The 25,217-nt window shown below is 67.8% G+C and carries 17 protein-coding genes; 10 read left to right on the plus strand and 7 right to left on the minus strand.

Translation table 11 applies throughout. The features are described 5' to 3' along the window. The 3 genes from IPU70_RS30945 to oprZ form a co-directional block, all read left to right on the plus strand. Nucleotides 1-1,186, plus strand: a 1,186-nt coding sequence (locus IPU70_RS30945; RefSeq protein ID WP_207473252.1) for a MexX/AxyX family multidrug efflux RND transporter periplasmic adaptor subunit, incomplete at its 5' end; no start/stop codon positions are given. 6 nt (nt 1,187-1,192) lie between these two features. Further along, nucleotides 1,193-4,330: a multidrug efflux RND transporter permease subunit gene (locus IPU70_RS30950; RefSeq protein WP_207473254.1), complete on the plus strand. Its 3,138-nt coding sequence runs from the start codon at nt 1,193-1,195 to the stop codon at nt 4,328-4,330. Then, nucleotides 4,327-5,709, plus strand: coding sequence for a multidrug efflux RND transporter outer membrane subunit OprZ (oprZ, locus tag IPU70_RS30955; RefSeq protein WP_207473262.1), 1,383 nt, complete (start codon nt 4,327-4,329; stop codon nt 5,707-5,709). Before IPU70_RS30950 ends, oprZ begins: the two co-directional genes overlap by 4 nt. A gap of 4 nt (nt 5,710-5,713) precedes the next feature. Here the strand turns inward: oprZ and IPU70_RS30960 are convergent, their stop codons facing one another. From IPU70_RS30960 to IPU70_RS30980, 5 genes are all read right to left on the minus strand, one after another. Beyond that, nucleotides 5,714-6,370 carry a metalloregulator ArsR/SmtB family transcription factor gene (locus tag IPU70_RS30960; RefSeq protein WP_207473264.1) on the minus strand — a complete coding sequence of 219 codons (657 nt, stop codon included), beginning with the start codon at nt 6,368-6,370 and terminating at the stop codon, nt 5,714-5,716. A gap of 53 nt (nt 6,371-6,423) precedes the next feature. Continuing rightward, nucleotides 6,424-7,869 carry an efflux transporter outer membrane subunit gene (locus IPU70_RS30965; protein WP_207473267.1) on the minus strand — a complete coding sequence of 482 codons (1,446 nt, stop codon included), beginning with the start codon at nt 7,867-7,869 and terminating at the stop codon, nt 6,424-6,426. 15 nt (nt 7,870-7,884) lie between these two features. After that, the gene (locus tag IPU70_RS30970; RefSeq protein ID WP_207473269.1) at nt 7,885-10,989 is read right to left on the minus strand and encodes a MexW/MexI family multidrug efflux RND transporter permease subunit; all 3,105 of its coding nucleotides are present in this window, start codon (nt 10,987-10,989) and stop codon (nt 7,885-7,887) included. 16 nt (nt 10,990-11,005) lie between these two features. After that, nucleotides 11,006-12,136 carry an efflux RND transporter periplasmic adaptor subunit gene (locus IPU70_RS30975; RefSeq protein WP_207473272.1) on the minus strand — a complete coding sequence of 377 codons (1,131 nt, stop codon included), beginning with the start codon at nt 12,134-12,136 and terminating at the stop codon, nt 11,006-11,008. Between the two features lie 181 nt (nt 12,137-12,317). Continuing rightward, on the minus strand, nt 12,318-14,288 hold the full coding sequence (locus IPU70_RS30980) for a choline BCCT transporter BetT (protein WP_207473274.1): 1,971 nt from the start codon (nt 14,286-14,288) through the stop codon (nt 12,318-12,320). A gap of 143 nt (nt 14,289-14,431) precedes the next feature. Here IPU70_RS30980 and IPU70_RS30985 point away from each other — a divergent pair, with 143 nt between their 5' ends. Beyond that, entirely contained in the window at nt 14,432-14,812 is a 381-nt protein-coding gene (locus tag IPU70_RS30985) for a VOC family protein (RefSeq protein WP_013392122.1), read from the plus strand. Between the two features lie 18 nt (nt 14,813-14,830). Here IPU70_RS30985 and IPU70_RS30990 read toward each other — a convergent pair whose 3' ends face one another. After that, nucleotides 14,831-15,454: a TetR/AcrR family transcriptional regulator gene (locus IPU70_RS30990; RefSeq protein WP_013392121.1), complete on the minus strand. Its 624-nt coding sequence runs from the start codon at nt 15,452-15,454 to the stop codon at nt 14,831-14,833. Nucleotides 15,455-15,584: 130 nt separating this feature from the next. Here IPU70_RS30990 and IPU70_RS30995 point away from each other — a divergent pair, with 130 nt between their 5' ends. Genes IPU70_RS30995 through IPU70_RS31005 form a run of 3 tightly spaced genes read left to right on the plus strand, consistent with a single transcriptional unit; the run spans nt 15,585 to nt 21,390 of the window. Next, nucleotides 15,585-16,772, plus strand: a complete 1,188-nt coding sequence (locus IPU70_RS30995) for an efflux RND transporter periplasmic adaptor subunit (protein ID WP_207473276.1) — start codon at nt 15,585-15,587, stop codon at nt 16,770-16,772. Continuing rightward, a complete protein-coding gene (locus IPU70_RS31000) occupies nt 16,769-19,942 on the plus strand; it encodes an efflux RND transporter permease subunit (protein ID WP_207473278.1) in 3,174 nt (1,057 codons plus the stop codon). The genes IPU70_RS30995 and IPU70_RS31000 overlap by 4 nt, the downstream gene beginning before the upstream one ends. Nucleotides 19,943-19,944: 2 nt before the next feature. Next, nucleotides 19,945-21,390 carry an efflux transporter outer membrane subunit gene (locus IPU70_RS31005; RefSeq protein WP_207473342.1) on the plus strand — a complete coding sequence of 482 codons (1,446 nt, stop codon included), beginning with the start codon at nt 19,945-19,947 and terminating at the stop codon, nt 21,388-21,390. Nucleotides 21,391-21,447: 57 nt separating this feature from the next. On the opposite strand, the gene IPU70_RS31010 is transcribed toward IPU70_RS31005, so the two are convergent. Then, nucleotides 21,448-22,218, minus strand: a complete 771-nt coding sequence (locus IPU70_RS31010; RefSeq protein WP_207473286.1) for an IclR family transcriptional regulator — start codon at nt 22,216-22,218, stop codon at nt 21,448-21,450. 257 nt (nt 22,219-22,475) lie between these two features. On the opposite strand from IPU70_RS31010, the gene IPU70_RS31015 reads away from it, so the two are divergent. From IPU70_RS31015 to IPU70_RS31025, 3 genes are read left to right on the plus strand one after another with little or no spacing between them, the layout of a single operon-like run. Beyond that, on the plus strand, nt 22,476-23,489 hold the full coding sequence (locus IPU70_RS31015; RefSeq protein ID WP_207473288.1) for a tripartite tricarboxylate transporter substrate binding protein: 1,014 nt from the start codon (nt 22,476-22,478) through the stop codon (nt 23,487-23,489). Continuing rightward, nucleotides 23,489-24,373: a polysaccharide deacetylase family protein gene (locus tag IPU70_RS31020; RefSeq protein ID WP_207473296.1), complete on the plus strand. Its 885-nt coding sequence runs from the start codon at nt 23,489-23,491 to the stop codon at nt 24,371-24,373. The genes IPU70_RS31015 and IPU70_RS31020 overlap by 1 nt, the downstream gene beginning before the upstream one ends. Next, nucleotides 24,370-25,137, plus strand: coding sequence for a polysaccharide deacetylase family protein (locus IPU70_RS31025; protein WP_207473305.1), 768 nt, complete (start codon nt 24,370-24,372; stop codon nt 25,135-25,137). Before IPU70_RS31020 ends, IPU70_RS31025 begins: the two co-directional genes overlap by 4 nt. The last annotated feature ends 80 nt before the right edge of the window (nt 25,138-25,217 follow it).

Genomic DNA, 25,217 nt, shown 5'->3' on the forward strand with positions numbered 1-25,217 from the left:
GCTCGCCCTTTTTTCCGTAGTAATTCTTATTACCGGTTGCTCGAAGCCGGAAGCCCAAACAGCCGCCGAGGCGCCCGCCGAAGTCGGCGTCATCGTCGCGGCGGCCACGCCCACCAGCGTCGCCACCGAATTGCCGGGCCGGCTGGAGCCCTACCGCGAGGCCGAGGTGCGCGCGCGCGTGGCCGGCATCGTCACCGCGCGCCTGTATGAGGAAGGCCAGGACGTGGCGCGCGGTGCCGCCCTGTTCCAGATCGACCCCGCGCCCTTGCAGGCCGCCTACGATTCCGAAGCCGCGAACCTGGCGCGCGCGCAAGCGAACCTGTCCGCCGCCGCCGACAAGCTGCGCCGCTACGCCGACCTGGTGTCGGACCGCGCCATCAGCGAACGCGACCACGCCGAAAGCGTGGCGCAGGAACGCCAGGCCCGGGCCGAGGTCGCCCTGGCCCGCGCCAACCTGCAAAGCGCCAAGCTGAAGCTGGATTACGCGCGGGTCACCTCTCCCATCGACGGCCGCGCGCGGCGCGCCCTGGTCACCGAAGGCGCGCTGGTGGGCGAAGGCCAGGCCACGCCGTTGACCGTGGTCCAGCAGATCGACCCGATCTATGTGAACTTCGCCCAGCCCGCCGCCGAGGTGATGCAGTTGCAGAAGCAGATCCGCGCCGGAGCCCTGGAAGGCGTGGCGCCGGACCAGGTGCGGGTGCGGCTGCTGCTGCCCGACGGTTCCGAGTACGGGCGCGGCGGCACGCTGTCGTTCGCCGACCTGGCGGTGGATCCGGGCACGGACAACGTCACCATGCGGGCGCTGTTCGAGAATCCGGGCCGCGACCTGCTGCCGGGCATGTATGTGCGCGTGCGGCTGGAGCAGGCGATCAACCGCGACACCTACCTGGTGCCGCGCAACGCCCTGCTGCGCAACGCCGAAGGCGCGCACGTGCTGGCCGCCGGCCCGGACGGAGAGCTGAAGAAGATCGCCGTCACCGCGCAGCGGCTGCAAGGCCCGTACTGGATCGTCACGCAGGGACTTGCGGGCGGCGAGCGCATCGTCATCGAGAACGCCGCCCAATTGGCGGCGGGCCAGAAAATCAAACCGGTGGAGCGGGCCGCGCCGAGCGCGCAGGCCCCCACCGCCGGCAACCCGGAGGCCGGCGTCCAGGCAAGGACGCCCGCCGCGGGCCAAAAAGGATAAACCGCAATGGCGCGTTTTTTTATCGATCGCCCGGTCTTCGCCTGGGTGATCTCGCTGCTGATCGTGCTGGTCGGCATGCTGTCGATCCGCGCGCTGCCGGTGGCGCAGTATCCCGACATCGCCCCGCCGGTGGTCAACGTCGGCGCCAGCTATCCGGGAGCCTCGGCCAAGGTGGTCGAAGAGGCCGTCACCGCCATCATCGAACGTGAGATGAACGGCGCCCCCGGGCTGATGTACACCTCGTCCAGCAGCGACTCGACGGGCTGGGCCAGCATCAACCTGACCTTCAAGCAGGGCACCAATCCCGACCTGGCGGCCGTGGAAGTGCAGAACCGCCTGAAGGCGGTGGAGCCGCGCCTGCCCGAATCGGTGCGCCGCGACGGCGTGCGCGTCGAAAAGGCGGCCGACAACATCCAGCTGGTGGTGTCGCTGAAGTCGGACGGCGGCCTGGACGACATGCAGCTGGGCGAACTGGCCGCCTCCAACGTGCTGCAGGCCCTGCGCCGCGTGGAAGGCGTGGGCAAGGTGCAATCCTTCGGCGCCGAAGCCGCCATGCGCATCTGGCCGGATCCGGCCAAGCTGACGGCCATGGCCCTGACCCCGGGCGACATCGTCTCGGCCCTGCGCAGCCATAACGCGCGGGTCACCATCGGCGAACTGGGTAACCAGGCCGTGCCCAAGGACGCCCCGCTGAACGCCAGCATCGTCGCCGGCGAATCCCTGCACACGCCCGAGCAGTTCGGCAACATTCCGCTGCGCGCGCAGCCGGATGGCGCCACCCTGCGCCTGAGGGACGTGGCCCGGGTCGAACTGGGCGGCACCGACTACATGTACCTGTCGCGCGTGAACGGCATGACCGGCACGGGCCTGGGCATCAAGCTGGCGCCGGGATCAAATGCAGTCGAGACCACCAAACGCATCCGCGCCACCATGCAGGAGCTGGCCCAGTATTTCCCGCCGGGCGTGACCTGGGACATTCCGTACGAGACCTCCACCTTCGTCGAAATCTCGATCAAGAAGGTGCTGATGACCCTGCTGGAAGCCGTGGCCCTGGTGTTCTGCGTGATGTACCTGTTCATGCAGAACTTCCGCGCCACGCTGATCCCCACGCTGGTGGTGCCGGTGGCGCTGCTGGGCACGCTGGGCGTGATGCTGTGGCTGGGCTACTCGATCAACGTGCTGACGATGTTCGGCATGGTGCTGGCCATCGGCATCCTGGTGGACGACGCCATCGTGGTGGTGGAGAACGTCGAGCGCATCATGGCCGAGGAAGGCCTGCCGCCGCGCGAAGCCACGGTCAAGGCCATGGGCCAGATCAGCGGCGCCATCGTCGGCATCACGGTGGTGCTGGTGTCGGTGTTCGTTCCCATGGCGTTCTTCGACGGCGCGGTGGGCAACATCTACCGCCAGTTCGCCGTGACGCTGGCCGTGTCGATCGCCTTCTCGGCCTTCCTGGCGCTATCGCTGACGCCCGCTTTGTGCGCCAGCCTGCTCAAGCCCATCGCCGCGGGCCACCATGAGAAGCGCGGCTTCTTCGGCTGGTTCAACCGGGCCTTCACGCGCCTGACCGCGCGCTACACGACGCGGGTGTCCGGCGTGCTGGCCCGTCCGGTGCGCTTCGGCCTGGCCTATCTGGCCGTGATCGCCGCAGTGGCATTGCTGTTCGCGCGGCTGCCCTCTTCCTTCCTGCCGGACGAAGACCAGGGCAGCTTCATGGCCATGGTCATCCTGCCCCAGGGCTCGCCGCAAGCCGAGACCATGGAGATGGTGAAGGACGTCGAACGCTACATGATGGAGCATGAGCCCGTCGAATACGTGTATTCGGTCAACGGCTTCAGCAACTATGGCAGCGGGCCGAACTCGGCCATGTTCTTCGTCACGCTGAAGGACTGGAAGCAGCGCGGCGCCGCCGACCTGCACGTGAACGCCGTGGTGGAACGCATCAACGCCGCCTTCGCCGACCGCAAGAACGTGATGGTGCACGCGCTGAATTCCCCGCCGCTGCCGGACCTGGGTTCGACCTCGGGCTTCGACTTCCGCCTGCAGGACCGCGGCGGACTGGGCTACGAAGCCCTGGCCCAGGCGCGCCAGCAACTGCTGGCGGCGGCGGCCAGCCACCCCGCGCTTGCGGAAGTGGTGTTCGCGGGCCAGGAAGAAGCTCCGCAGCTGGAGCTGCGCGTCGACCGCGACAAGGCCCAGGCCATGGGCGTGTCGATGGACGAGATCAACACCGCGCTGGCGGTGATGTACGGCTCGGACTACATCGGCGATTTCATGCTCAATGGCCAGGTGCGGCGCGTGACCGTGCAGGCCGACGGCAAGAGCCGCGTCGACATGGCAGACGTGTCGCGCCTGCACGTGCGCAACCTGCAGGGCCAGATGGTGCCGTTGTCGGCCTTCACCACCCTGAATTGGTCGATGGGTCCGCCGCAGCTCAACCGCTACAACGGCTTCCCCTCGTTCACCATCAACGGCGCGGCGGCCCCCGGACACAGCAGCGGCGAAGCCATGCGCGCCATCGAGGCGCTGGCGGCGGAGCTGCCGCGCGGCATCGGCTTCGACTGGTCGGGACAGTCCTACGAGGAACGGCTGTCCGGCAACCAGGCGCCCGTGCTGTTCGCGCTGTCGGTGCTGGTCGTGTTCCTGGCCTTGGCCGCGCTGTACGAAAGCTGGTCCATCCCGCTGGCGGTGATCCTGGTGGTGCCGCTGGGCGTGATCGGCGCGGTGCTGGGCGTGACGCTGCGCGGCATGCCCAACGACATCTACTTCAAGGTGGGCCTCATCGCCACCATCGGGCTTTCAGCCAAGAACGCGATCCTGATCGTGGAAGTGGCCAAGGACCTGGTGCGCGACGGCCAGGGCATCGTGTCCGCCACGCTGGAGGCCGCCAGGCTGCGGCTGCGGCCCATCGTGATGACCTCGCTGGCCTTCGGCGTGGGGGTGCTGCCCCTGGCTCTGGCCACTGGCGCGGCCTCGGGCGCCCAAGCCGCAATCGGCACGGGCGTGCTGGGCGGCATCATCACCGCGACGGTGCTGGCCATCTTCCTGGTGCCGCTTTTCTTTCTTATCGTGGGCCGCGTGCTGGGCATGCGCGTGCGCCCCTCGCGTCCGCAAGGCCGCGAAACGCTGGAGACCACTCCATGAAGGCTATGGCCATGACCCTGCTTGCGCTGGCCCTGGCCGGCTGCTCGCTGGCCCCTACCTATGAACGCCCGGCCGCGCCCGTGCCGCACGCCTACGACACGCCGGCCGCCGACGGACAGGCCGCCGTGCCGCAGGATTGGCGCGACTACTTCAACGACCCGGCGCTGCAGGCCTGGATCGCCGCCGCGCTCGAAAACAACCGCAACCTGCGGGTGGCGGCGCTGCGCATCCAGGAAGCCCGGGCGCTGTACGGCGTGCAGCAGGCCGACCGCCTGCCGTCCATCGACGGCACGGGCGAATTCAGCCGCGGACGCGGCGCCGAGCCCGGCCAACCGCGCATGCCGGTCGCGGACCGCTATCGCGCGGCCGTCGGCATCGCCGCGTTCGAACTGGATTTCTTCGGCCGCGTGAAAAGCCTCAGCGACGCCGCGCTGTCGCGCTACCTGGCCAGCGAGGAAGCGCACCGCGCCGCCACGCTGTCGCTGGTGTCGGAGACCGCCGCGGCCTACTTCAACCAGCGTTCGCTGGCCGAGCAGCTACGTCTGACCGACAGCACGCTGGCGCTGCGCGAGGCCTCGCTCAAGCTCACCCAGCGCCGCCACGACGCGGGGCTGGAAACGGCCGTGGGACTGCGCACGGCGCAGATGCTGGTGGAATCCTCGCGCGCCACGCATGCCGAACTGAGCCGGGAATACCGCCAGTCCGTCCACACGCTGGGCTTGCTGGCGGGCGACTTTTCGCTACCGCCCGACACCGATGCCGTCACGCTGGAAAACCAGAGCCTGACGCCGCTGGCCGCGGGCCTGCCTTCGACCCTGCTGATCCGTCGTCCGGACCTGCGGCAGGCCGAAGACACGCTGCGGGCCGCCAATGCCGACATCGGCGCGGCGCGCGCGGCGTTCTTCCCGTCGGTGCAGCTGACGACCGACATCGGCAGCACCGCGGGCAGCTTTTCGGATCTGTTCGGCTCGGGCACGGGCACCTGGACCTTTGCGCCCAGGCTGACGCTGCCCATCTTCAACGCGGGGCGCAACAGCGCCAACCTGTCGCTGGCGGAGGCGCGCAAGGACATCGCGGTAGCCCAATACGAAGGCAGCATCCAGCAGGCCTTCCGTGAAGTGGCCGACGCGCTGTCGGCACGCGACACGCTGCGCGCCCAGATCGACGCCCAGCGCAAGGTGCGCGACGCCGACCGCGACCGCCAGCGCCTGACCGAAAGGCGCTACGAACGCGGCGTGGCCAGCTACCTGGAGATGCTGGAGGCGCAGCGCAGCCTGTTCGAGTCCGAACAGGAGTTCATCCGGCTGCAGCAGCGCCGGCTGGTCAACGCGGTGGAGTTGTACAAGGCGCTGGGCGGTTGGGAGCAGCCCGGCTCATGACCGGTCAGCCGGCCTTGTCGATGCGGTAGGCGCAGCGGCGCGCGCCCGTGAGGATGTGCTCTTCGCGCCGCACCCGGACCTCCGCTCCCAGCACCTTGTTGAAGAGTTCCAGTTCGCTGCGGCAAAAGCCCATACAGGCCTTTGCCGCGGAACAGATCGGGCAATGGTTCTCGATGAAGAGGTAGTCCGGGCCATCCTTGCGCAACTCGGCCATGTAGCCTTCGGCGGAGCGGACTTCCACCAGCCGCTCCAGCCGTTCCTTCAGGCTGCGGGCGCCCTGCATGGCCTGGCGATAGCCGTTGAGCATGGCGGCCTCGCGCACCTCGATCAGCTTTTCGACGCCATCTTCGCCAAACGCCTGGCGGATGGCGCCTATCATCTGCACCGTCATTTCGGCGTGCGTATCGGGAAATCGGCCATGTCCGGCGGCGGTCAGGAACCAGATCTGCGTGGGCCGGCCCCGGCCCGCGCTATGGCTTTCGGAATCCACCAGTCCTTCCGCATGCAAGCGGGTCATCTGCTGACGCACGGCCTCGGCGGTCACGTCCATCGCCTTGGCAATGACGGCGACGGACTGCGGGCCGCGCGTCTTCAAGGCCATGAGCACGCGATCCGCGGGCTGATGTTCCCAGGCGACGGGATGGGACGGACTGTCAGACATGAATGTGGATTCTCCGGATGTATGCCTATGGTGCCACGAACCGCGCCTGCCGGTCAGCCGGAAGCCGCCTGCGAGTCCGCCGCTGGCGCTTCCCATCCGCCTCCCAGCGCCTTGTACAGCGCGATCAGACGGGTGTAGGACTCGGTTTCGGCCACGGCCACGGCGTCCTGGGCGCGCAAAAGCGTACGCTGGGCGTCCAGCACCGTCAAATACGGGGCGCTGCCTTCCCGATAGCGTAACTGCGCCAGTTCCGCCGCCCTGCCGCTGTGCACGGCCGCCTGCGCCAGGCTGCCCAGGCGCTGCTGCGTCTGGCCGTATTCCGTCAGCGCCGATTCCAGTTCCTCGACCGCCCGCAGCACGGTCAGCTCATAGCTCGCGACCGCGCCGTCCGCGCGCGCCACCGCGCCGCGCTTGCGCGCCAGCGCCGTGGGCAGGTGGAAGGCAGGCCAGTTGGCATTGGCCGCCACGCTGAACGCGCGGCTGGCCGATGAGCCGAAATCCGCGCCGCGCAAGGCGACAAAGCCCAGGAATCCGCCCAGGTCGATGCGCGGATACAGTTCCGCGGTCGCCACGCCCACGTCGGCGTTGGCGGCGGCCATGCCGCGCTCAGCCGCCAGCACGTCAGGGCGGCGCGACAGCAAGGCGCTCACATCGCCGATCGGCAGGCGGGTATCGAGGGGGGCCAGCGCCTTGCCCGCGTCCAGTTCGCCCAGCTCCACCGGACGCAGGCCCGCCAGCACCGCGATCCGGTACTGCGCCAGCCGCCGCGCGGCGATCTGCACCGGCACGCTGGCCTGCACGGTCTCCAATTCGGCGCGCGCGCTGGCCAGGTCGCCTTCGTCGCCGCGGCCCGCCGACACCATGGCCTGGATCACGCGCAGGCTGTCGCGCTGGCTCTCCAGGTTGGCGCGCGCCACGGCCAGGCGCTGTTCGGCGCCGCGCAGTTCGAAGTAATTGCGCGCCACTTCGGCCGCCACCACGATGCGGGTCTGGGCCAGGTCCGCGGCCTGCGCCTCGCTGCGGGCGGCCGCGCCCTCGGCCGCCCGGCGCAGACGCCCGAACAGGTCCAGCTCCCAGGTGGCGTCGAAGCCCGCCCGGTAGCTCTGCGCCAGGTTGCGCTGGCCGCTGGCGCCGGCATTGGCCTGCGACAGGCTGCGCTCATAGCCGCCGCCCAGGGTGACGGCCGGCAGCTGGTCCAGTTCCTTCTCGTCCAGCACCGCGCGCGATTCGGCCAGGCGCGACTGCGCAATGCGGATGTCCAGGTTGCGGGACAGCGCCAGATCGATCAGCCGGTCCAGCTGGGGATCCTGCAATTGCTTCCACCAGTCGCGCTGCAGCTGGTCGGTGGAGAACAGGGCCTGTTCGGGGCTGGCCAGCGTCACTGGCGCGACCTGGGGTTTCTGGTAATCGGGACCGACGGCGCAGCCGGCGGTGGCCAACGCGGCCAGCAGTACGGTCGCGCCGCGGCGCAAGCGTAGGGAAAGTTGTGGATGCTTCATGATGGTTTCCTTGGGCTAGGCCGAGACACCGGGCGCTGCGGCGTCCTCGGCCTGGGCCAGCGCCAGTTCGCGAGCGCGCGGCGTGTCGTGCGCCGCGCGGTGGTCGCGGGCGAACACGGTGTAGACGGTGGGCAGCACGAACAGCGTGAACAGCGTGCCGACCAGCAGGCCCACCACGATGACCAGACCCAGGCTGTAGCGGCTGTGCGCGCCCGCGCCGGTGGCGAACAGCAGCGGAATCAGGCCCATGACCATGGCGGCGGTCGTCATCAGGATGGGGCGCAACCGGATGCGGGCGGCCTGCTCCATGGCGGCGCGCCGGTCCAGCCCGTGGCTGAGCTGCATTTCGTTGGCGAACTCCACCATCAGGATGCCGTGCTTGCTGATCAGGCCGATCAGCGTCACCAGCCCGATCTGGGTATAGATGTTGACCGTGGCCATGCCCAGCGCCAGCGGGATCAGCGCGCCGCAGATCGACATGGGCACGCTCACCAGGATGATGAAGGGATCGCGCAGGCTCTCGTATTGCGCCGCCAGCACCAGGTAGATCACGATGATGGCGAAGATGAAGGTGATCATCAGCGCCGAACCTTCCTGGCTGTACTGGCGCGCATCCGACTGCCAGTCGTAGCTGAAGCCGGCGGGCAGGAACTTGGCCTGCCCGGTCAGGAACTGCACCGCGTCGCCCATGGTGACGCCCGGCATCGGTATGGCCTGGAAGGTGGCGGCATTGAGCTGGTTGAACTGGGTCAGCTTGTTGGGCTCCACGCCCATGGACACGGTCACGAGGTTGGACAGCGGCACCTGCGCGCCGCTGGCGCTCTTGACGTAGTAGCGCGCCAGCGATTCGGGCGAGATGCGCTGTTCACGCAGGCTCTGCGGAATCACGTCATAGGAGCGACCGTCCATGCCGAAGCGGTTCACGTAGTTCTCGCCCACCAGCACGGCCAGCGTATCGCCAATGGCCTTCATGGTGACGCCCAGGCTGTTGGCCTTGGCGCGATCCACCTTCAGCTGCACCACCGGATTGTTGTAGTCCAGGTCGCTGTCGACCACCATGAACAAGCCGCTTTCGCGCGCCGCCTTCTTCAGGCCTTCCATGGCCTCGTAGACCACCGGATAGTCCGAGGCGCTCATGAGAGTCATCTGCACCGGCAGCCCGCCGGTGGAACCGGGCAGGGACGGCAGCTGGAAGGCGAAGATGTTGCTGCCTTCGACCTGGTTCGCCATGGCCTGCATGTCGGCCTGGATCTGGTCGGCCGAACGGTGGCGCTTTTCCCAGGACACGAAGTCCACGCCGCCAATGCTGTTGGACACGCCGTCGGAACCGTTGATCAGCCAGCGCCCCTGCTGTTCAGGCAGGGTCTTCATCACGTCGTCCCATTTGCGGCCAAACTTCTCCACATAGTCGATGTTGGCGTGCTGCGGCGACTTGATCGCGGTCAGCACGGTGGATTGGTCCTCGACCGGCGCCAGCTCGCTTTGCGCGGCGTTGTACAGGAACGGCAGGCTGGCCAGCACCGCCACGGCGATCAGGCCGGTCACCCAGCGATGATGCAGCGATACGTCGAGCACGCGGCCATAGGCGTTCCCCAGGCCTTCAAAGAAATGTTCGGCGCGGCGCGCCATCCAGCCCTCGGACACGCGGCTGTTCAGCAGGAACGAGCTCATCACGGGCGACAAGGTCAGCGCGATGACGCCCGACACCACCACGGAGCCCGCCAGGGTGAAGGCGAATTCCTTGAAGAGCGAGCCGGTAAGCCCGCCCATCAGGCCGATGGGCGCGTAGACCGCCGCCAGCGTGATGGTCATCGCGATCACCGGACCCGCCACTTCGCGCGCGCCGATGAGGGCGGCGCGCACCGGCGACTTGCCCTCTTCGATGTGGCGGTGCACGTTTTCGACCACGACGATGGCATCGTCCACCACCAGGCCGATGGCCAGCACCATGGCCAGCAAGGTCAGCAGGTTCACGCTGAAGCCGAACAGCGCCATGATGGCCGCCCCTCCCAGCATGGACAGGGGAATGGTCAGCACCGGGATCAGCACGGCGCGCAGGGAGCCCAGGCACAGGAAGATCACCACCACCACGATGGCGATGGCCTCGATCAGCGTCTGCACCACGCCGTCGATGGACGCGCTGATGAAGCGGGCCAGTTCGAACGGCACCTGCACGCTGGTGCCCGGCGGCAGGTTCTGCTTGATGTTGGGAAGCAGCTCGTTCAGGCGCTTGACGATCACCAGGGGATTGCCCACCGGCGTGGCGTTCAGCCCGAAGTACACCGCCGGCTCGCCATCCATCAGGCCGCTGGAATCGGTGGACGCGGCGCCCAGTTCCACCGTGGCCACGTCGCCCAGGCGCACGATCGCGTCGCCCTCGCGCTTGACCACCATGTCGCGGAATTCCGCGACGTTGACCAAGTCCGTGTTGACCTGGATGTTGGACACCACATACAGGCCCTTGGCCTGTCCCGGCGCCGCCTGCACGTTGTTGTCGCGCAGCGCGTCGGCCAGCTCGCCCGCGGAAATGCCGCGCGCCGCCATCCGGTTGGGGTCCAGCCATACCCGCATGGCGAGCTTCTGCCCGCCGTAGAGTTCCACGCTGGCCACGCCGTCGATGGACGACAGCTGCGGCTGCACCACCCGCGACAGATAGTCGGTCAAGGCGGCCAGGGACAAGGTGCTGCTGGAGAAGCCCACATAAGCCACGGCGGTCGCCTCGCCGGCGGACTTGACCAGCACCGGGTCGTAGACGTCCTGCGGCAAGCGGTACTTGACCTCGTTGACCTTGGCCATCACCTCGGTCATGGCCTTGTTGGAATCGGCGTTCAGCTTCATCCGCACCGTGATCACGCTGCGGCCCTGGGTCGAGGAGGAGGACAGGTAGTCGATGCCTTCCACCGTGGCCACGGATTGCGCGATGGGCTGGGTGACGAAACCCTGCATCAGGTCGGGCGAAGCGCCCGGATACTGGGTGGTGATGGTGATGGTGGTGCTTTCGGTCAGCGGATACTGCCGCACCGGCAGGCCGCTCAGGGACTTGATGCCCAGCAGCAGGATCAGGGTGCTGACCACCAGCGCCAGCACGGGCCGGCGCACGAAGAGATCGGTGAATTTCATGTTCTGCTCCGCGCTCTCACCGGACCTGCGCCAGGGTCTGCTGCGCGGCGTCCAGCGCCACGGTGTCCTCGGCGCCGACCTCGACCGCCGCGCCGTTATGCAGGCGCAGCTGGCCCGAAGTCACGACCTGCTCGCCCGCCTGCAGTCCTTCGGTCACGACGACGCGGCCGCGCACGCGTTCCGCCGTCTTCACATAGGCTTGGCGCACCGTCGTGCCGGCTTGTCCGCCCTCCTTGGGCGGCGTCACCACATAGACCGAATCGCCGTAGGCGCTGTAGCTGACCGCGGTTTCCGGCACGGTGATCACGCCGGGACGCGCGGGCAGGCCGATCTGGCCCTGGGCGTACATGCCGGCCACCAGGGCGCCGTCGGCATTGGGCAGGGTCGCCTGTACGCGCACGGTACGCGAACCCGCGTCGACCTGGGGCTCCACCGTGGTGATCTTGCCTTCGAAGACGCGTCCGGCATGGGCATCCACCGTTACGGTCACCGGCTGGCCCGCGCGCAGCGCGCCCATGGCCTGCTCGGGCAGGGTGATGTTGGCGTACATGGCGGAGGCGTCGGTCAACGACACCAGCGCATCGCCGGCGCGGGCGAACTGCCCCAGATTCACCCGGCGCACGCCCAGCACGCCGTCAAACGGCGCCTTGACGCGCTTCTGTTCAATCAACGCCTGTACCCGCTTGATATCGCCCGCGGCCTGGTCGTAGTCGGCCTGTGCCTGGTCCAGCTGTTCACGCGTGGCGGCTTGCTGCGGCAGCAGGCGGCGGGTGCGCTCCAGCAAGGCGCGCGCGTTGCGCGCCTGGGCCTGCAGCCTGGCCAGCTCGCCCTGCTCGGGAGCATCGTTCAATTGCACCAGCAACTGGCCGGCCTGGACCTGCGCGCCCGACGCGAACAGGATCCGATCGACCCGGCCGTCCACTTCAGCCGCCACCTGCACCTGGCGCGACGCCTCCAGCGAACCGATGCCGCTCAGGGTCACGGGGAAATCCGCCTGCCGGGCGGTGGCCACCGCAACTTTGGCCGGCGCCATGGCCCAGCCGCCCTGTTGCTGCGCGCCGCCGTACTTCCAGTACAGCCCGCCGCCCGCCAGCGCCACTGCCAGCGCCACGGCCCCAACGGCCCACGCTCCTGAATTCGCCTTCATGATCGACTCGCTATTTATCAAAGAATATTCTTGGATAATCTACGATATCGGGCATTTCGTCAAAAGGGTTAATCCAATTACTGGCATAGCGCCGGACTATGGCGTGCAAGCCCCTGCGCGGCGTGTGGGCATAAAAAAACCGCCAGCAAGCTGGCGGTTTCGGGGAGTGCGGGGCAGGACGCTAGGTCCGCACCATGTGCAGGTAGTGGCGGTGGCGTTCGTACTGGTCCAGGATGTCGCCGATGACGGCGTCGCGGCTCCAGCCCATGATGTCGTAATCCTGCCCGCCTTCGCGCAGATGGACCTCGGCGCGGAAGTACTTGCGCTCCTCCTCGTCGGCGGCCTCTTCCGGCGTCAGGCTGGGACGCACGAAGGCTTCAGGCTGTACCGCATAGGAAAAGTCCAGGTGCTCGCCATGCGAGACTTCCATGATCACGCCCTCGTCATTGCCGTGTTCGCGCACTGCCACTTCATAGCCCTGCTTGCGCAGCTCGTCCGCCACGTCTTCCAGCGCGGGCCGCACCACGTCGCCGATGAAGCGCTGCACATGGGCGCGGCGCGGCATCATGACCATGTTGCGCAAGCGCCGCTCCCATGACTGCCCGCCGCGCGTGGGGCGCGACAGCGTCAACGACTGGTAGCGGATGCCGCGCTTGGTGGCGTCCAGCTTCAGCGCCTTGAACAAGCCCCACAGGGATAGCAGCAGGATCACCGAAAACGGCAAGGCGCTGGCGATGGTGGCGGTCTGCAGCGCGGTCAGCCCATCGGCCAGCAGCAGCGCGATCGCCACCGCTCCCATCAGCAGCGACCAGAAGATGCGTTGCCACACAGGCGTGCGGTCCGAGCCGCCGGACGCCAGCAAGTCCACCACCAGCGCGCCCGAGTCGGCCGAAGTGACGAAGAACACGGCCACCATGGCGATCGCGATGACGGACAGCACCCCGCTCCACGGCAGTTGCTCGAGAAAAGCGAACAGCGCCAGGGAAGAATCGGCCTGCACCACTTCCGCCAGACCCTGCACCTTATCGACCAGGATCATGTGGATGGCGGTATCGCCGAACACCGTCATCCAGAACAGGGTGAAGCCGGCCGGCACCAGCAGCACGCCAGTGACGAATTCGCGGATGGTGCGGCCGCGCGAGATGCGTGCGATGAACAGGCCCACGAAGGGCGACCAGGCGATCCACCAGCCCCAGTAGAACAGCGTCCAGCCGCCGATCCAGTCGGTGGGTTCGTAGGCGTAGAGATTGAAGGTCTTGTTGACGATGTCCGACAGATAGGCGCCGGTGTTCTGCACAAAGGTCTGGAACAGGAACACCGTGGGACCGACCACCAGCACAAACAGCAGCAGCACCGCCGCCAGCACCAGGTTGGTCTCGGACAGGATGCGGATGCCCTTGTCCAGGCCGCTGGCCACCGACAGGGTCGCCAGGCCGCAGGTCACCACGATCAGGATGATCTGCGCCGTCACGCCCACCGGAACGCCGAACAGGTGGTTGAGCCCGCTGTTGATTTGCGCCACGCCCAAGCCCAGCGATGTGGCCACGCCCAGCACCGTGCCAATGATGGCGAAGATGTCCACGGCATGCCCGATGGGGCCATGGATGCGATTGCCGATCAGGGGATAAAGCGCCGAACGCAGGGTCAGCGGCAGGCCGTGGCGGTAGCTGAAAAAAGCCAGTATGAGCGCCACTACCGCATAGATGGCCCAGGCATGCAGGCCCCAGTGGAAGAATGTGATCTTCATGGCTTCGCGGGCCGCGGCAACGCTGCCGCCCTCGCCCACCGGCGGCGCCATGAAGTGCATCACGGGCTCGGCCACGCCGAAGAACATCAGGCCGATCCCCATGCCCGCGGAGAACAGCATCGCGAACCAGGTGAAATTGCGGTAGTCGGGCTCGCTGTGGTCGGGCCCCAGCTTGATGTCGCCGTAGCGGCTGACCGCCAGGAACACCACTGCAAGCAGGATGATGGCCACGACCAGGATGTAGAACCAGCTGGCATTGCCCAGTATCCAGCCCTGCACGGACTCGAACAGGCTTTGCGCCGCCTTGGGCGCCAGGATCGCGAATCCGACCAGCAGCAGCGTGAACACGGCCGCTGGGAAAAACACTGGGCGATTGATGGTGGATGGTCGGGTTTCTGAAGTCATGCTGCCTCTCCTTTCGCCCAAGGGTTGGAAATTCCGGCGGCGGCCCCCCTCAGTCCGGCCGCGCCGCAAGTATTACTATCACGGCCACGGGCCGTCTGACAATCTGAAACCTCAAGCCGGGCCGGCCTCAGGAGAGATATCCCATGATCGATCACCTGGACCATCTGGTCCTGACCTGCACCGACCCCGACGCCACGGTGGACTTCTACACCCGGATCCTGGGCATGCGCCTGGAGACCTTTGGCGAGGGCCGCCAGGCGCTGCGCTTCGGCAACCAGAAGATCAATCTGCACGTGCGCGGGCGCGAATTCGAACCCAAGGCCCACCTGCCCGTGCCGGGCGCGCTGGACCTGTGCTTCATCGCCGACCGTCCCCTGGAGGAAGTGATCGCCCAGCTGAACCGCGCAGGCGCCCGCATCATCGAAGGGCCAGTGCCGCGCACCGGCGCCACCGGCAAGATCCGCTCGGTCTACCTGCGCGACCCGGATCTGAATCTCATCGAAATCTCGGAACTGCTGGCCTGAGGCCAGGCGCGGGCCGCGTTATTCGGGCTTGGGTTCGCCGAAGACCACGCTGCGGAAGAAACCGGCCAGCACCGCCTCGGTCATTTCCGGCGTGACGGCCTGCGGATCGAAGGCATAGTTGAACTGCATGCCGTCCGACAAGGCCAGCAGGCCCAGCGCCATCTGTTCGGCCGGCATGCGCAGCGGCGTGCCGACCCGGGCCGAGAACTGCCGCACGTAGTCCGTGACGGCGGCGCGCAATTCCCGCATGCACGCCAGGAAGCCCACACGGAAATCGGGATCGCGCACCGCTTGCAGCTTGCCTTCCATCCACAGCAGGAAACAGTCGTTCTGATGGAAGTGCGTGGAATAGTGCTCCAGCACGCGCGCTTCCATTTGCGGGCGCGAGGCCCCTTCCTCGAAGATGGCGCGCATGTCGTTCATCACGGTTTCGTGGTCGCGTCTGAGCAACTGCAGGAACAGTTCGGACTTGCTGCTGAAGTTGGAATAGAAGGCCCCGCGCGTGTAGCCCGCCTGCTCGGCGATGTCCTCCACGCTGGTCGCCACAAACCCTTTCGCTACAAAGATCGATTGCGCAGCGTCGAGCAGACGCTGACGCGTCTGATCACGGCTTTGCTCTCGCGTAAGGCGGACTTTTGACATGGCGCGAGTTTAGCACTGGCCAGCATTTCAGATTCAACATTGAATCCGAATTCATACCTGTATTAGAATCCAGGCCGTACGGGGCCGGATCCGGCCCGTTTCCGCCACTTTCAGCGCCGCGAGGTGTTACGTGAATTGCCCTGGCCCTTGCGCGCGCCCTGCCGCGCACAACCTTGCCGCCGACGCGGCGCCGCCTCCCTCCCGCTCCCGCCAATGGCCGCGCCTGCTGTCGCTGCCGGCCGCCGCGGCCATTGCCTTGCTGCTCGCCGCCTGCGGCCGCAACGAAGCGCCGCCGGCCGCGCCGCGTCCCGTGGTCGCCATGCCCGCCCAGGCGGATGAGCGCCTGCCGGCCTGGACCCTGCCGGGCGAAGTGCAGGCGCGCTACAGCACGCCGCTGTCGTTCCGCGTGGGCGGCAAGATCATCGAGCGCCAGGTCCGGCTGGGCGATACCGTCACCCCCGGACAGATCGTCGCCAAACTGGATCCGGCCGACGCCGCCAAGAACGCGGCCAGCGCCCGCGCGCAGTTGACGGCGGCCCAGCACCAGCTGGACTACGCCCGCCAGCAGCTGGACCGCGACCGCGCCCAGGCGCGCGAAAACCTGATCGCCGCAACCCAGCTGGAGCAGACCCGCAACGCCTACGCCGCCGCGCTGGCGCAACGCGACCAGGCGCAACAGCAGGCGGCGCTGGCGACCGATCAGTTGAAATACACCACGCTGCAGGCCGACCATGCCGGCGTCATCACCGCGGAGCAGGCGGACACCGGGCAGAACGTGGCCGCGGGCGATCCGGTCTACAACCTGGCCTGGTCGGGCGATATCGACGCCATCTGCGACGTGCCGGAAAGCGTGCTGGCGGGCCTGGCCATCGGCCAGCGCGCCAACGTCACGCTCGGCCCCCTGCCCGGCCAGACGTTTACCGCCGTGCTGCGCGAGATCGCGCCGGCCGCGGATCCGCAAAGCCGCACGTACCGCGCCAAGCTCACGCTGGAGGCGCCGGGCGCTGATGTGCGCCTGGGCATGACGGCCAACATCAGCTTCGACAACCGCGCCGCCGAAAGCCTGACGACCTACACCGTGCCGGCCACCGCGCTGTTCCATGACGGCCCCGCGCCCGCGGTATGGATCGTCAAGCCGGACGCGGACACCCTGGAACTGCGCCCCGTCGAAGTGCTGCGCTACGACGCCCGCACCGTCACCCTGTCCAAGGGCTTGCAGGCGGGCGAACGCGTGGTGTGGCAAGGCGTGCACACCGTGGCCGCCGGCGAAAAAGTCCGCGCCGTGCCGCCACTGCATCCCGAGGATTTCGCCTCATGAGCGGCCCGCAACACGACGCTCCGACCCCGGCGCAGCGCCACGAAGAAGGCCGCTTCAACCTGTCCGCCTGGGCGTTGCGGCACCAGCCCCTGGTCATCTTCATCATCACGCTGATCACGCTGTTCGGCGTGCTGTCGTACTCGAAGCTGGCGCAATCGGAAGATCCGCCCTTCACCTTCCGCGTCATGGTCATCAAGACCCTCTGGCCCGGCGCCACCGCGCAGCAGGTGCAGGAACAGGTCACCGACCGCATCGCCAAGAAGCTGCAGGAAGCCCCCAACACCGACTTCATGCGCAGCTATTCGCGGCCCGGCGAATCGCTGATCTTCTACACCATGAAGGATTCCGCGCCCGCCAGCACCGTGGCCGAACAGTGGTACCAGGTGCGCAAGAAGGTCGGCGACATCTCGGCCACGCTGCCCCCCGGCGTACAGGGTCCCTTCTTCAACGACGAGTTCGGCGACGTCTACACCAACATCTACACGCTGCAGGGCGACGGCTTTTCGCCGGCCCAGCTGCACGACTACGCCGACAGGCTGCGCACCGTGCTGCTGCGCGTGCCAGGCGTGGCCAAGGTGGACTACTTCGGCGACCAGCCCGAGCACATCTATGTAGAAATCTCCAACACCCAACTGACGCGGCTGGGCGTATCGCCGCAGCAGATCGCCCAGGCCATCAACAGCCAGAACGCCGTCGCCGGCGCCGGCACGCTGACCACCGCCGACGACCGCATCTTCGTGCGGCCCAGCGGCCAGTACGCCAACAGCCGGGCCCTGGCCGACACGCTGATCCGGATCAACGGCAAATCGATCCGGCTGGGTGACATCGCCACCATCCGCCGCGGCTACGAAGATCCGGTGATCGAACAGATGCGGCTGGGCGGCAGCCCGGTGCTGGGCATAGGCATCACCATGCAACCGGGGCGCGACGTGGTGCATCTGGGCCGCGCCTTGGGCGCCAAGTTCGATGAGCTCAAGGCCCAGCTGCCGGCCGGCCTGACGCTGAAGGAGGTCTCCAGCATGCCGCAGGCGGTGTCGCGCTCGGTCGACGACTTCCTGCGCTCGGTGGCCGAGGCCGTCGCCATCGTGCTGGCCGTCAGCCTGGTGTCTCTCGGTTTCCGCACCGGCATGGTGGTGGTCATCTCGATCCCGGTGGTGCTGGCGGTCACGGCGCTGTTCATGGACATGTTCGGCATCGGCCTGCACAAGGTCTCGCTGGGTACGCTGGTGCTGGCGCTGGGCCTGCTGGTGGACGACGCCATCATCGCGGTCGAAATGATGGCCGTGAAGCTCGAACAGGGCTGGAGCCGGGCGCGCGCGGCGGCGTTTGCCTATACCAGTACCGCCTTTCCCATGCTGACCGGCACGCTGGTCACGGTGGCGGGCTTTCTGCCGATCGCGCTGGCCAAGTCCAGCACGGGCGAATACACGCGTTCCATCTTCCAGGTGTCCGCCATCGCGCTGATCACCTCCTGGTTCGCCGCCGTGGTGCTGATTCCGCTGCTGGGCTACCGCATGCTGCCGGAACGCAAGCGCGAAGCCCATCTGCCCGACGACCACGAGCACGACATCTACGACACCCGCTTCTACCAGCGCCTGCGCGGCTGGGTGGGCTGGTGCGTGGACCGCCGCTACCTGGTGTTGGGCGGCACGGTGCTGGTGTTCGTGGTGGCCATGGCCTGCTTCCGCTTCGTGCCGCAGCAATTCTTCCCCAGCTCAGACCGCAGCGAACTGCTGGTGGACGTGCGCCTGCAGGAAGGCGCGTCATTCGCATCCACGCTGCGCCAGGTCGAACGGTTGGAGAAGGCGCTGGAAGGCCGTCCCGAAATCGACCACTCGGTCAGCTTCGTCGGCACCGGCGCACCGCGCTTCTACCTGCCGCTGGACCAGCAGCTCGCCACCCCGAACTTCGCCCAGCTGGTCATCACCACGCATTCCGTCGAGGACCGCGAAAAGCTGGCCCAGTGGCTGCAGCCCGTGCTGCGCGAGCAGTTCCCGGCCATCCGCAGCCGATTGTCGCGCCTGGAAAACGGCCCGCCAGTGGGCTTCCAGGTGCAGTTCCGCGTCAGCGGCGACAAGATCGCCGAGGTGCGCGCGGTGGCCGAGAAAGTGGCCGCCGAGGTCCGCGCCGATCCACGCTCGACCAATGTGCAGTTCGACTGGGACGAACCGTCCGAACGTTCGGTGCGCTTCGAGATCGATCAGCAGAAGGCGCGCGAACTGGGCGTCAGTTCCAGCGACATCTCGGACTTCCTGGCCATGACGCTGTCGGGCTACGCGGTCACGCAGTACCGCGAACGCGACAAACTTATCACCGTCAGCCTGCGCGCGCCGCAGGAAGAACGGATCGATCCCGCGCGCCTGGCCACCCTGGCCATGCCCACGCCCAACGGCGCGGTGCCGCTGGGCAGCCTGGGACACGTGCGCTACGACCTGGAGTATGGGGTCATCTGGGAACGCGACCGCCAGCCCACCATCACGGTGCAGGCGGACGTCAACGCAGGCGCGCAAGGCATAGACGTCACCCACGCCATCGACGCCAAGCTCAAGACCCTGCGCGCCGAATTGCCCGTCGGCTACCGCATCGAGGTAGGCGGCCCGGTAGAGGAAAGCGCCAAGGGCCAGTCTTCCATCAACGCGCAGATGCCGCTGATGGCGGTGGCCGTGCTGACCCTGCTGATGCTGCAGCTGCAGAGCTTCGCCCGCGTGCTGATGGTGGTGCTGACCGCGCCGCTGGGACTGATAGGCGTGGTCGCGGCGCTGCTGCTGTTCGGCAAACCGTTCGGCTTCGTGGCCATGCTGGGCGTGATTGCGATGTTCGGCATCATCATGCGCAACTCGGTCATCCTGGTGGACCAGATCGAGCAGGACATCGGCGCCGGCCACAAGCGCGTGGATGCCATCGTCGGCGCCACCGTGAGGCGTTTCCGGCCGATCACCCTGACGGCCGCAGCCGCCGTGCTGGCCCTGATTCCGCTGTTGCGCAGCAACTTCTTCGGCCCGATGGCCACGGCCCTGATGGGCGGCATCACCATCGCCACCGTGCTGACGCTGTTCTTCCTGCCGGCCTTGTATGCGGCGTGGTTCCGCGTGCGCCACGACGAACGCGACGAGCCCGAGGGCGTGCCGCCCGGCGCCCACGCCGGCGACACGGTGGAACGGGGAGCATGACGATGAACAGACTGTCTTTACGCCTGGCCGCCTTGCCCTTGACGCTGGCGCTGGGCGCCTGCGCCTTTGCTCCCAGCAGCAAGCCGCCCGCCGTTGCGCAACCGGCGCAGTACGGCGTCGAAGCCACGCCCGCCGCGAGCGCCACCGCCCAGGGCGTGGCGCAGCGCTTCGAACAAGGCGCGCGGCCCGTGCCGGAATGGTGGAAGCGCTACGGCTCCGAGGCGCTGAATGCGCTGGTGGCCGAAGGTTTGGCCAACAGCCCGGACTTAGCCGCCGCCGAACGCAACCTGGCCGGCGCGCGCGAGCAATTGCGCGGCCAGGTGAATTCGTCCCTGCTGCCCTCGGTCGACGCGGGCGCCGACGTCTCCCGCCGGCGCGCGCTGACCATGCCGAACCTGCCCGAACCGACCGCGCAATACAACGTCTTCACCGGCCAGGTCCACGCCAAGTACGACCTGGACCTGTTCGGCGCGGCGCGCTTCGCCAACGCTTCGCTGGCGGCCCAGGTCGAACAGCAGGCTTTCCAGCTGGAGTCGGCCCGCCGTTCGCTCGCCAGCAATATCGTCACCGGCGCCATCTCCGCGGCGGCGCTGGCGGAACGCGTGGCGCTGACCGAAAAGCAGGTGGTGCTGGCGCGACAGGTGGCGCGCGATACGCAGCGGCGCTATGAACTGGGTTCGGCCTCGCAGAACGATGCGCTGGACGCGGACCAGGACGCCGCCACGCTGGAAGCGTCCCTGCCCGGCCTGCGCGCAAGCTGGCATGCCACGCGCCATGCGTTGGCGGTGCTGCTGGGCCGCAACCCCGATCAGGCTCCGCCCGACCTGGCTTTCGGCATGCTGGCCGTGCCGCAACAGGTGCCGGTGGTGGTGCCGTCCGAACTGCTGGCGGCGCGCCCGGACATCCTGTTCGCCGATGCGGTGGTGCAGGCGGCCGCGGCCGACGTGGGCGTGGCCACCGCGCAGTTGTTCCCCAGTTTGTCCCTGTCCGCGTCCATGGGCAAAAGCGGCTTCAACTGGCCGGCGGCAATGTCGGGCGCGGGCGCCATCTGGGCGATCGGCGCGTCGCTCACACAGCCCATCTTCCATGGCGGCGCGCTGCTGGCCGAGCGCAGCGCGGCCAAGGAACGCTACGAGGCCGCACTGTTGCAATACAAGCAGACCGTGCTGACGGCTTTCCGCGACGTGGCCGACACGCTATCGCGACTGGACGCCGACGGGCAGGCGCTGGCCTCGGCCGAGGCTTCGCGCCGCGCTGCGGAGCAGTCCTACCGCAACACCGCCAGCCGCGTGCGGCTGGGCGCGTTGGCGCCTTACACCGAGTATGCCGCCGAGCAGCATTACGTGGCGGCCCGCCTGCGCGAGATCGAGTACGCCAATGCACGCCTGACCGAAACGGCGGCGCTGTTCCAGGCTGTGGGATCGCCGACGCGCGCCGCGCAGCAGTAGGCTGATCCCGCCGCATGCCGCCACGACCGCGGCGGATTGACACGCAAGCCCTCGCGCTCATGGCGCGGGGGCTTGTTCCTTCATGCGCGTGGCCAGCGCCAGCGATTCGATGCGGCGGGCCGCCGACTGCAGCAAGGCCGTGGTCTTGTCCTGCGCAATGGTGTTGAGCCGGGCCGCCAGGAAGGTGACGGTCAGCGCGCCGAACACGCGCCGGTCTTCCTGGAACACCGGCACCGCGATGCCCGCCCGCTCCGGCGAGATCTCGCCGACTCCCAGATAAAAGCCCTGCACCCGGATCTGGTCCAGCTTGCCGCTGAACTCGGCCTGCGTCTCCCCCAGGCCCAGCTGGCGGATCTCGTCGGCATGCGCTTCGTACAGGCGGCGCTGGTCCTTGCGCGGCAGGTACGCCACGATGGTCTTGGCCGTGGCACCGCGAAACAGCGGATGGGCGCGGCCGCGGCCGTGCGGAATGCCCAGTTCGTCGGGTCCGCGCTCGTGATGGATGTTGAGGATGCGCAGGCCGTGGATCACGCTGAGCAGCACATCGCCGCCCACCTGGTCCACCACCTCGCGCATGATCGGGCGCGCCACGCCCAGCACCGGATCGCCGTCGATGATGAGGTGATCCAGTTCGATGATGCGCGGCCCCAGCTTGTAGCCCTCGCCGGTCACACGCAGCAGATAGCCCAGGTCCGTCAGGTCGCGGATGTAGCGGTAGCCCGTGGGCGCCGAATACGACAGGCGCGAAATGATCTCTTCCGCCGACAGCACCGGGGTTTCGAGGCTGAAGAGGTCAAGTATCGCTAGGGCTCGCTTCAGGGTGGACATGGCGGTCGTGGGCTGGGAACAACGCGGGATCGGGCGCAGCGTATCACAGGGGTGCGCGGCCCGCGGCTGCGTCATTGGCGATGCCTATCGGCATCTGCCACGAGCCAAGATTCAACCTATCGTTTTTCTATTTTTTATCATTTATAGATAAAAACTAATTGGATTGAATTATTTTTTATCGAATAATGATATTCAAGCAAGGCGCAGGACGGCACCAACACGCTTCTGCGCCAGCGGAAAACACAAGGGGAATATCCATGAAGCAGTCTTGCGGCACCAAGGGCGGAATCAGCCGCCGGCATTTCCTGGGGGCTTCGGCCGCCACCTTGGCCGGCGCGGCATTGGCCCGGCCCGGCCGCGCCTGGGCGGCCGGCTATCCGGCCGAACGCGCCCTCCAGTTCATCGTGCCCTTCCCGGCCGGCGGCGGCACCGACCTGGTGGCCCGCCCGCTGGCCCAGGGCATAGGCGTGGCGCTCAAGCAAAGCGTGGTCGTCATCAACAAGGGCGGCGCCGCCGGCAACATCGGCACCCAGCAGGCCGCGCGCTCCGCGCCCGACGGCTACACCATCGCCCTGGGGTCCACCGGCACCCACACGGTGAACCAGAGTCTGTACGAGAACATCGGCTACGACCCGGTCAAGGACTTCGAACCGGTGTCCATGGTCTGCTACTACAACAACGTGCTGGTGGTGCACCCGTCGTTTCCTGCGCGCACGCTGCAAGAGCTGGTCGCCCTGATCAAAGCCAATCCGGGCAAGTATTTCTATGGCATCACGCAGAACGGCAGCTCCGCGCATCTGGCCATGGAGTTGCTCAAGGCCACCGCCGGACTGGACCTGCCCGGCGTGCCGTACAAGGGCGCCGCGGCAGCCGTCAACGACTTCCTGGGTGGGCAGTTCCCCATCCTGATGGACGTGGTGATCAACCAGCAGCAATTCATCCGGGGCGGCAAATCGCGCCCACTGGCGGTGACCTCGGCGCAGCGCGCGCAGGCCCTGCCCGACGTGCCCACCGTGGCGGAGTCGGGCTTTCCGGGCTATCAGGCCATAGGCTGGAACGGCGTGTTCGCGCCCGCGGGCACGTCCGCCGCCATCATCCAGACACTGAACGGCGCCGTGCAAACCGCGCTCAAGCAGCCGGCCATGGAGCAACTGACGCAGAACGGGCTGGAACTGCACGGCAGCACGCCGCAGGAGTTGAGCCGCTTCGTCGCCACCGAAAGCGAGAAATGGCGCACGCTGATCAAGACCGCCAACATCAAGGCCACCTGATGCAACGGATACCTTATGGCGTCCCGCTGGACGCCCGCTCCAATCCCTGGCTGCCGCTGGACCGCGAGCTGCGCGCGCAGGGCCTGCGCGCCGCGGGCGCAGTACCGGTGCGCGCGGTGGTGTGCGTCACCGTCCACGTGGACGGCCCCGCCGTCGAGGTCGGCCGCAAGCAGTTCCCGGCCGGTCCCCATACCGCGGGCCGCTATGCCATCCGCCGCGGCGTGCCGCGGCACCTGGAGATCCTGGCGCGCCATGGCATGCCCGCCACCTTCTTCGCCTGCGGCTACGACGTCGAGCGCTACCCGGCCACCTTCCACGACATCCTGCAAGCAGGCCACGAGATCGCCGCGCATGGCTATCTGCATGAAGCCTGGGACCTGGGCGAGGACGAGCCCGCGCTGCTGGAGCAGACCCACCGCATCATCCAGCGCGAGCTGGGCGTGACGCCGGTGGGTTGGTGCTCGCCCTCGGGCCGCAAAAGCCACCGCACCCTGCCCGCGCTGCGGCGGCTGGGCTATTGCTACGACGCCAGCGAGAAGGACCAGGACCGCCCCTACCTGCCGGCGGACGCGGCGGACTTCATCATGCTGCCCAACAACACGGTGTCGCTGGACGACTACCCCTTTTATTTCTCGGGCCACAGCCTCGCGGCGGAAGCCTACGACAACTGGGTGCAGGAGTTCGAGGCGCTGCGCCAGGCCGAAGGCTATGTGCACCTGACCGTGCATCCCAAGGCCGCCGGCGGTTCGGGCACGCCGGCCCGCGCCGCGGCGCTGGACCGGTTCCTGGCCTATCTGGCCGCCCAGCCCGATGTGCACGTGATGACGCTGGCAGCGTTGGCGCGCCACTGCCTTGCCCGCCCCGACGTCTGGAGAAGCGCATGAGCGCCGTCAAAACCTTGCTGGTCACCATCAACGTGCAGGGCATCGGCCCCGAAGCCGCGACCCAGCCCGAAGCCTCGCTGCACGGCCGCGATGCGCATGGCCGCTACACCTATGGCGGCGGCCTGGCGCGCGTGCTGGACATGTTGCGCCGCCAGGGCATCCACGCCACGCTGTTCTGGCCAGTGTTCGAAGCCGAACGCTGCCGCGGCCTGCTGGAGCAAAGCCTGCGCGACGGCCACGAAGCGGCCTCGCAGGGCAATGCCTACGAAGACCTGCCGGCGCTGGGCGAGCGCGAAGGCGAAGTGCTGGAACGGGCCCGAGACCGGCTGGCCGCACTGACCGGCTCGGTGCCGCAAGGCTTCCGCTACGCCAGCGGGTTCACCGCCAACACCGTGCCGCTCTTGCACCAGCTCGGCTACCGCTACGACAGCAGCGCGATCGACGACGACGCCCCCTACATGCTGGACGCGGACGGCGGGCCTGGCATGGTGGAGCTGCCCTGGAGCGAAGGCCTGTGCGACGCCACCCATTTCAGCCGCCGCGTGACGCAGGACCGGGCCTATGCGCACTGGGTGGAACAGGGCGACGCGCTGCTTGCGGCCGAAGGCTATGCCTGCCTGACCCTGCACCCGCGCGCCGACAACGGCGTCGGCCGCGCGGCAAGGCTGCTGAAAGTCGAGCAACTGCTGGAGCGCTTCCGCGCCGCGGGCGCAAGCTTCAAGACCTGCGCCGACCTGGCCGCCGCCTCCCCCCATACGCGCTGAACGCAGGACGCCCATGGCGTCCTTGCACTGGTAAACCCTGAGCAATATTGGCGCCAAAATAAGCTAACATTTTTTCGCCA

This window comes from Achromobacter sp. SD115 (assembly GCF_017355315.1).
In the GTDB taxonomy this organism is placed as follows: Bacteria; Pseudomonadota; Gammaproteobacteria; order Burkholderiales; family Burkholderiaceae_B; genus Achromobacter; species Achromobacter xylosoxidans_B.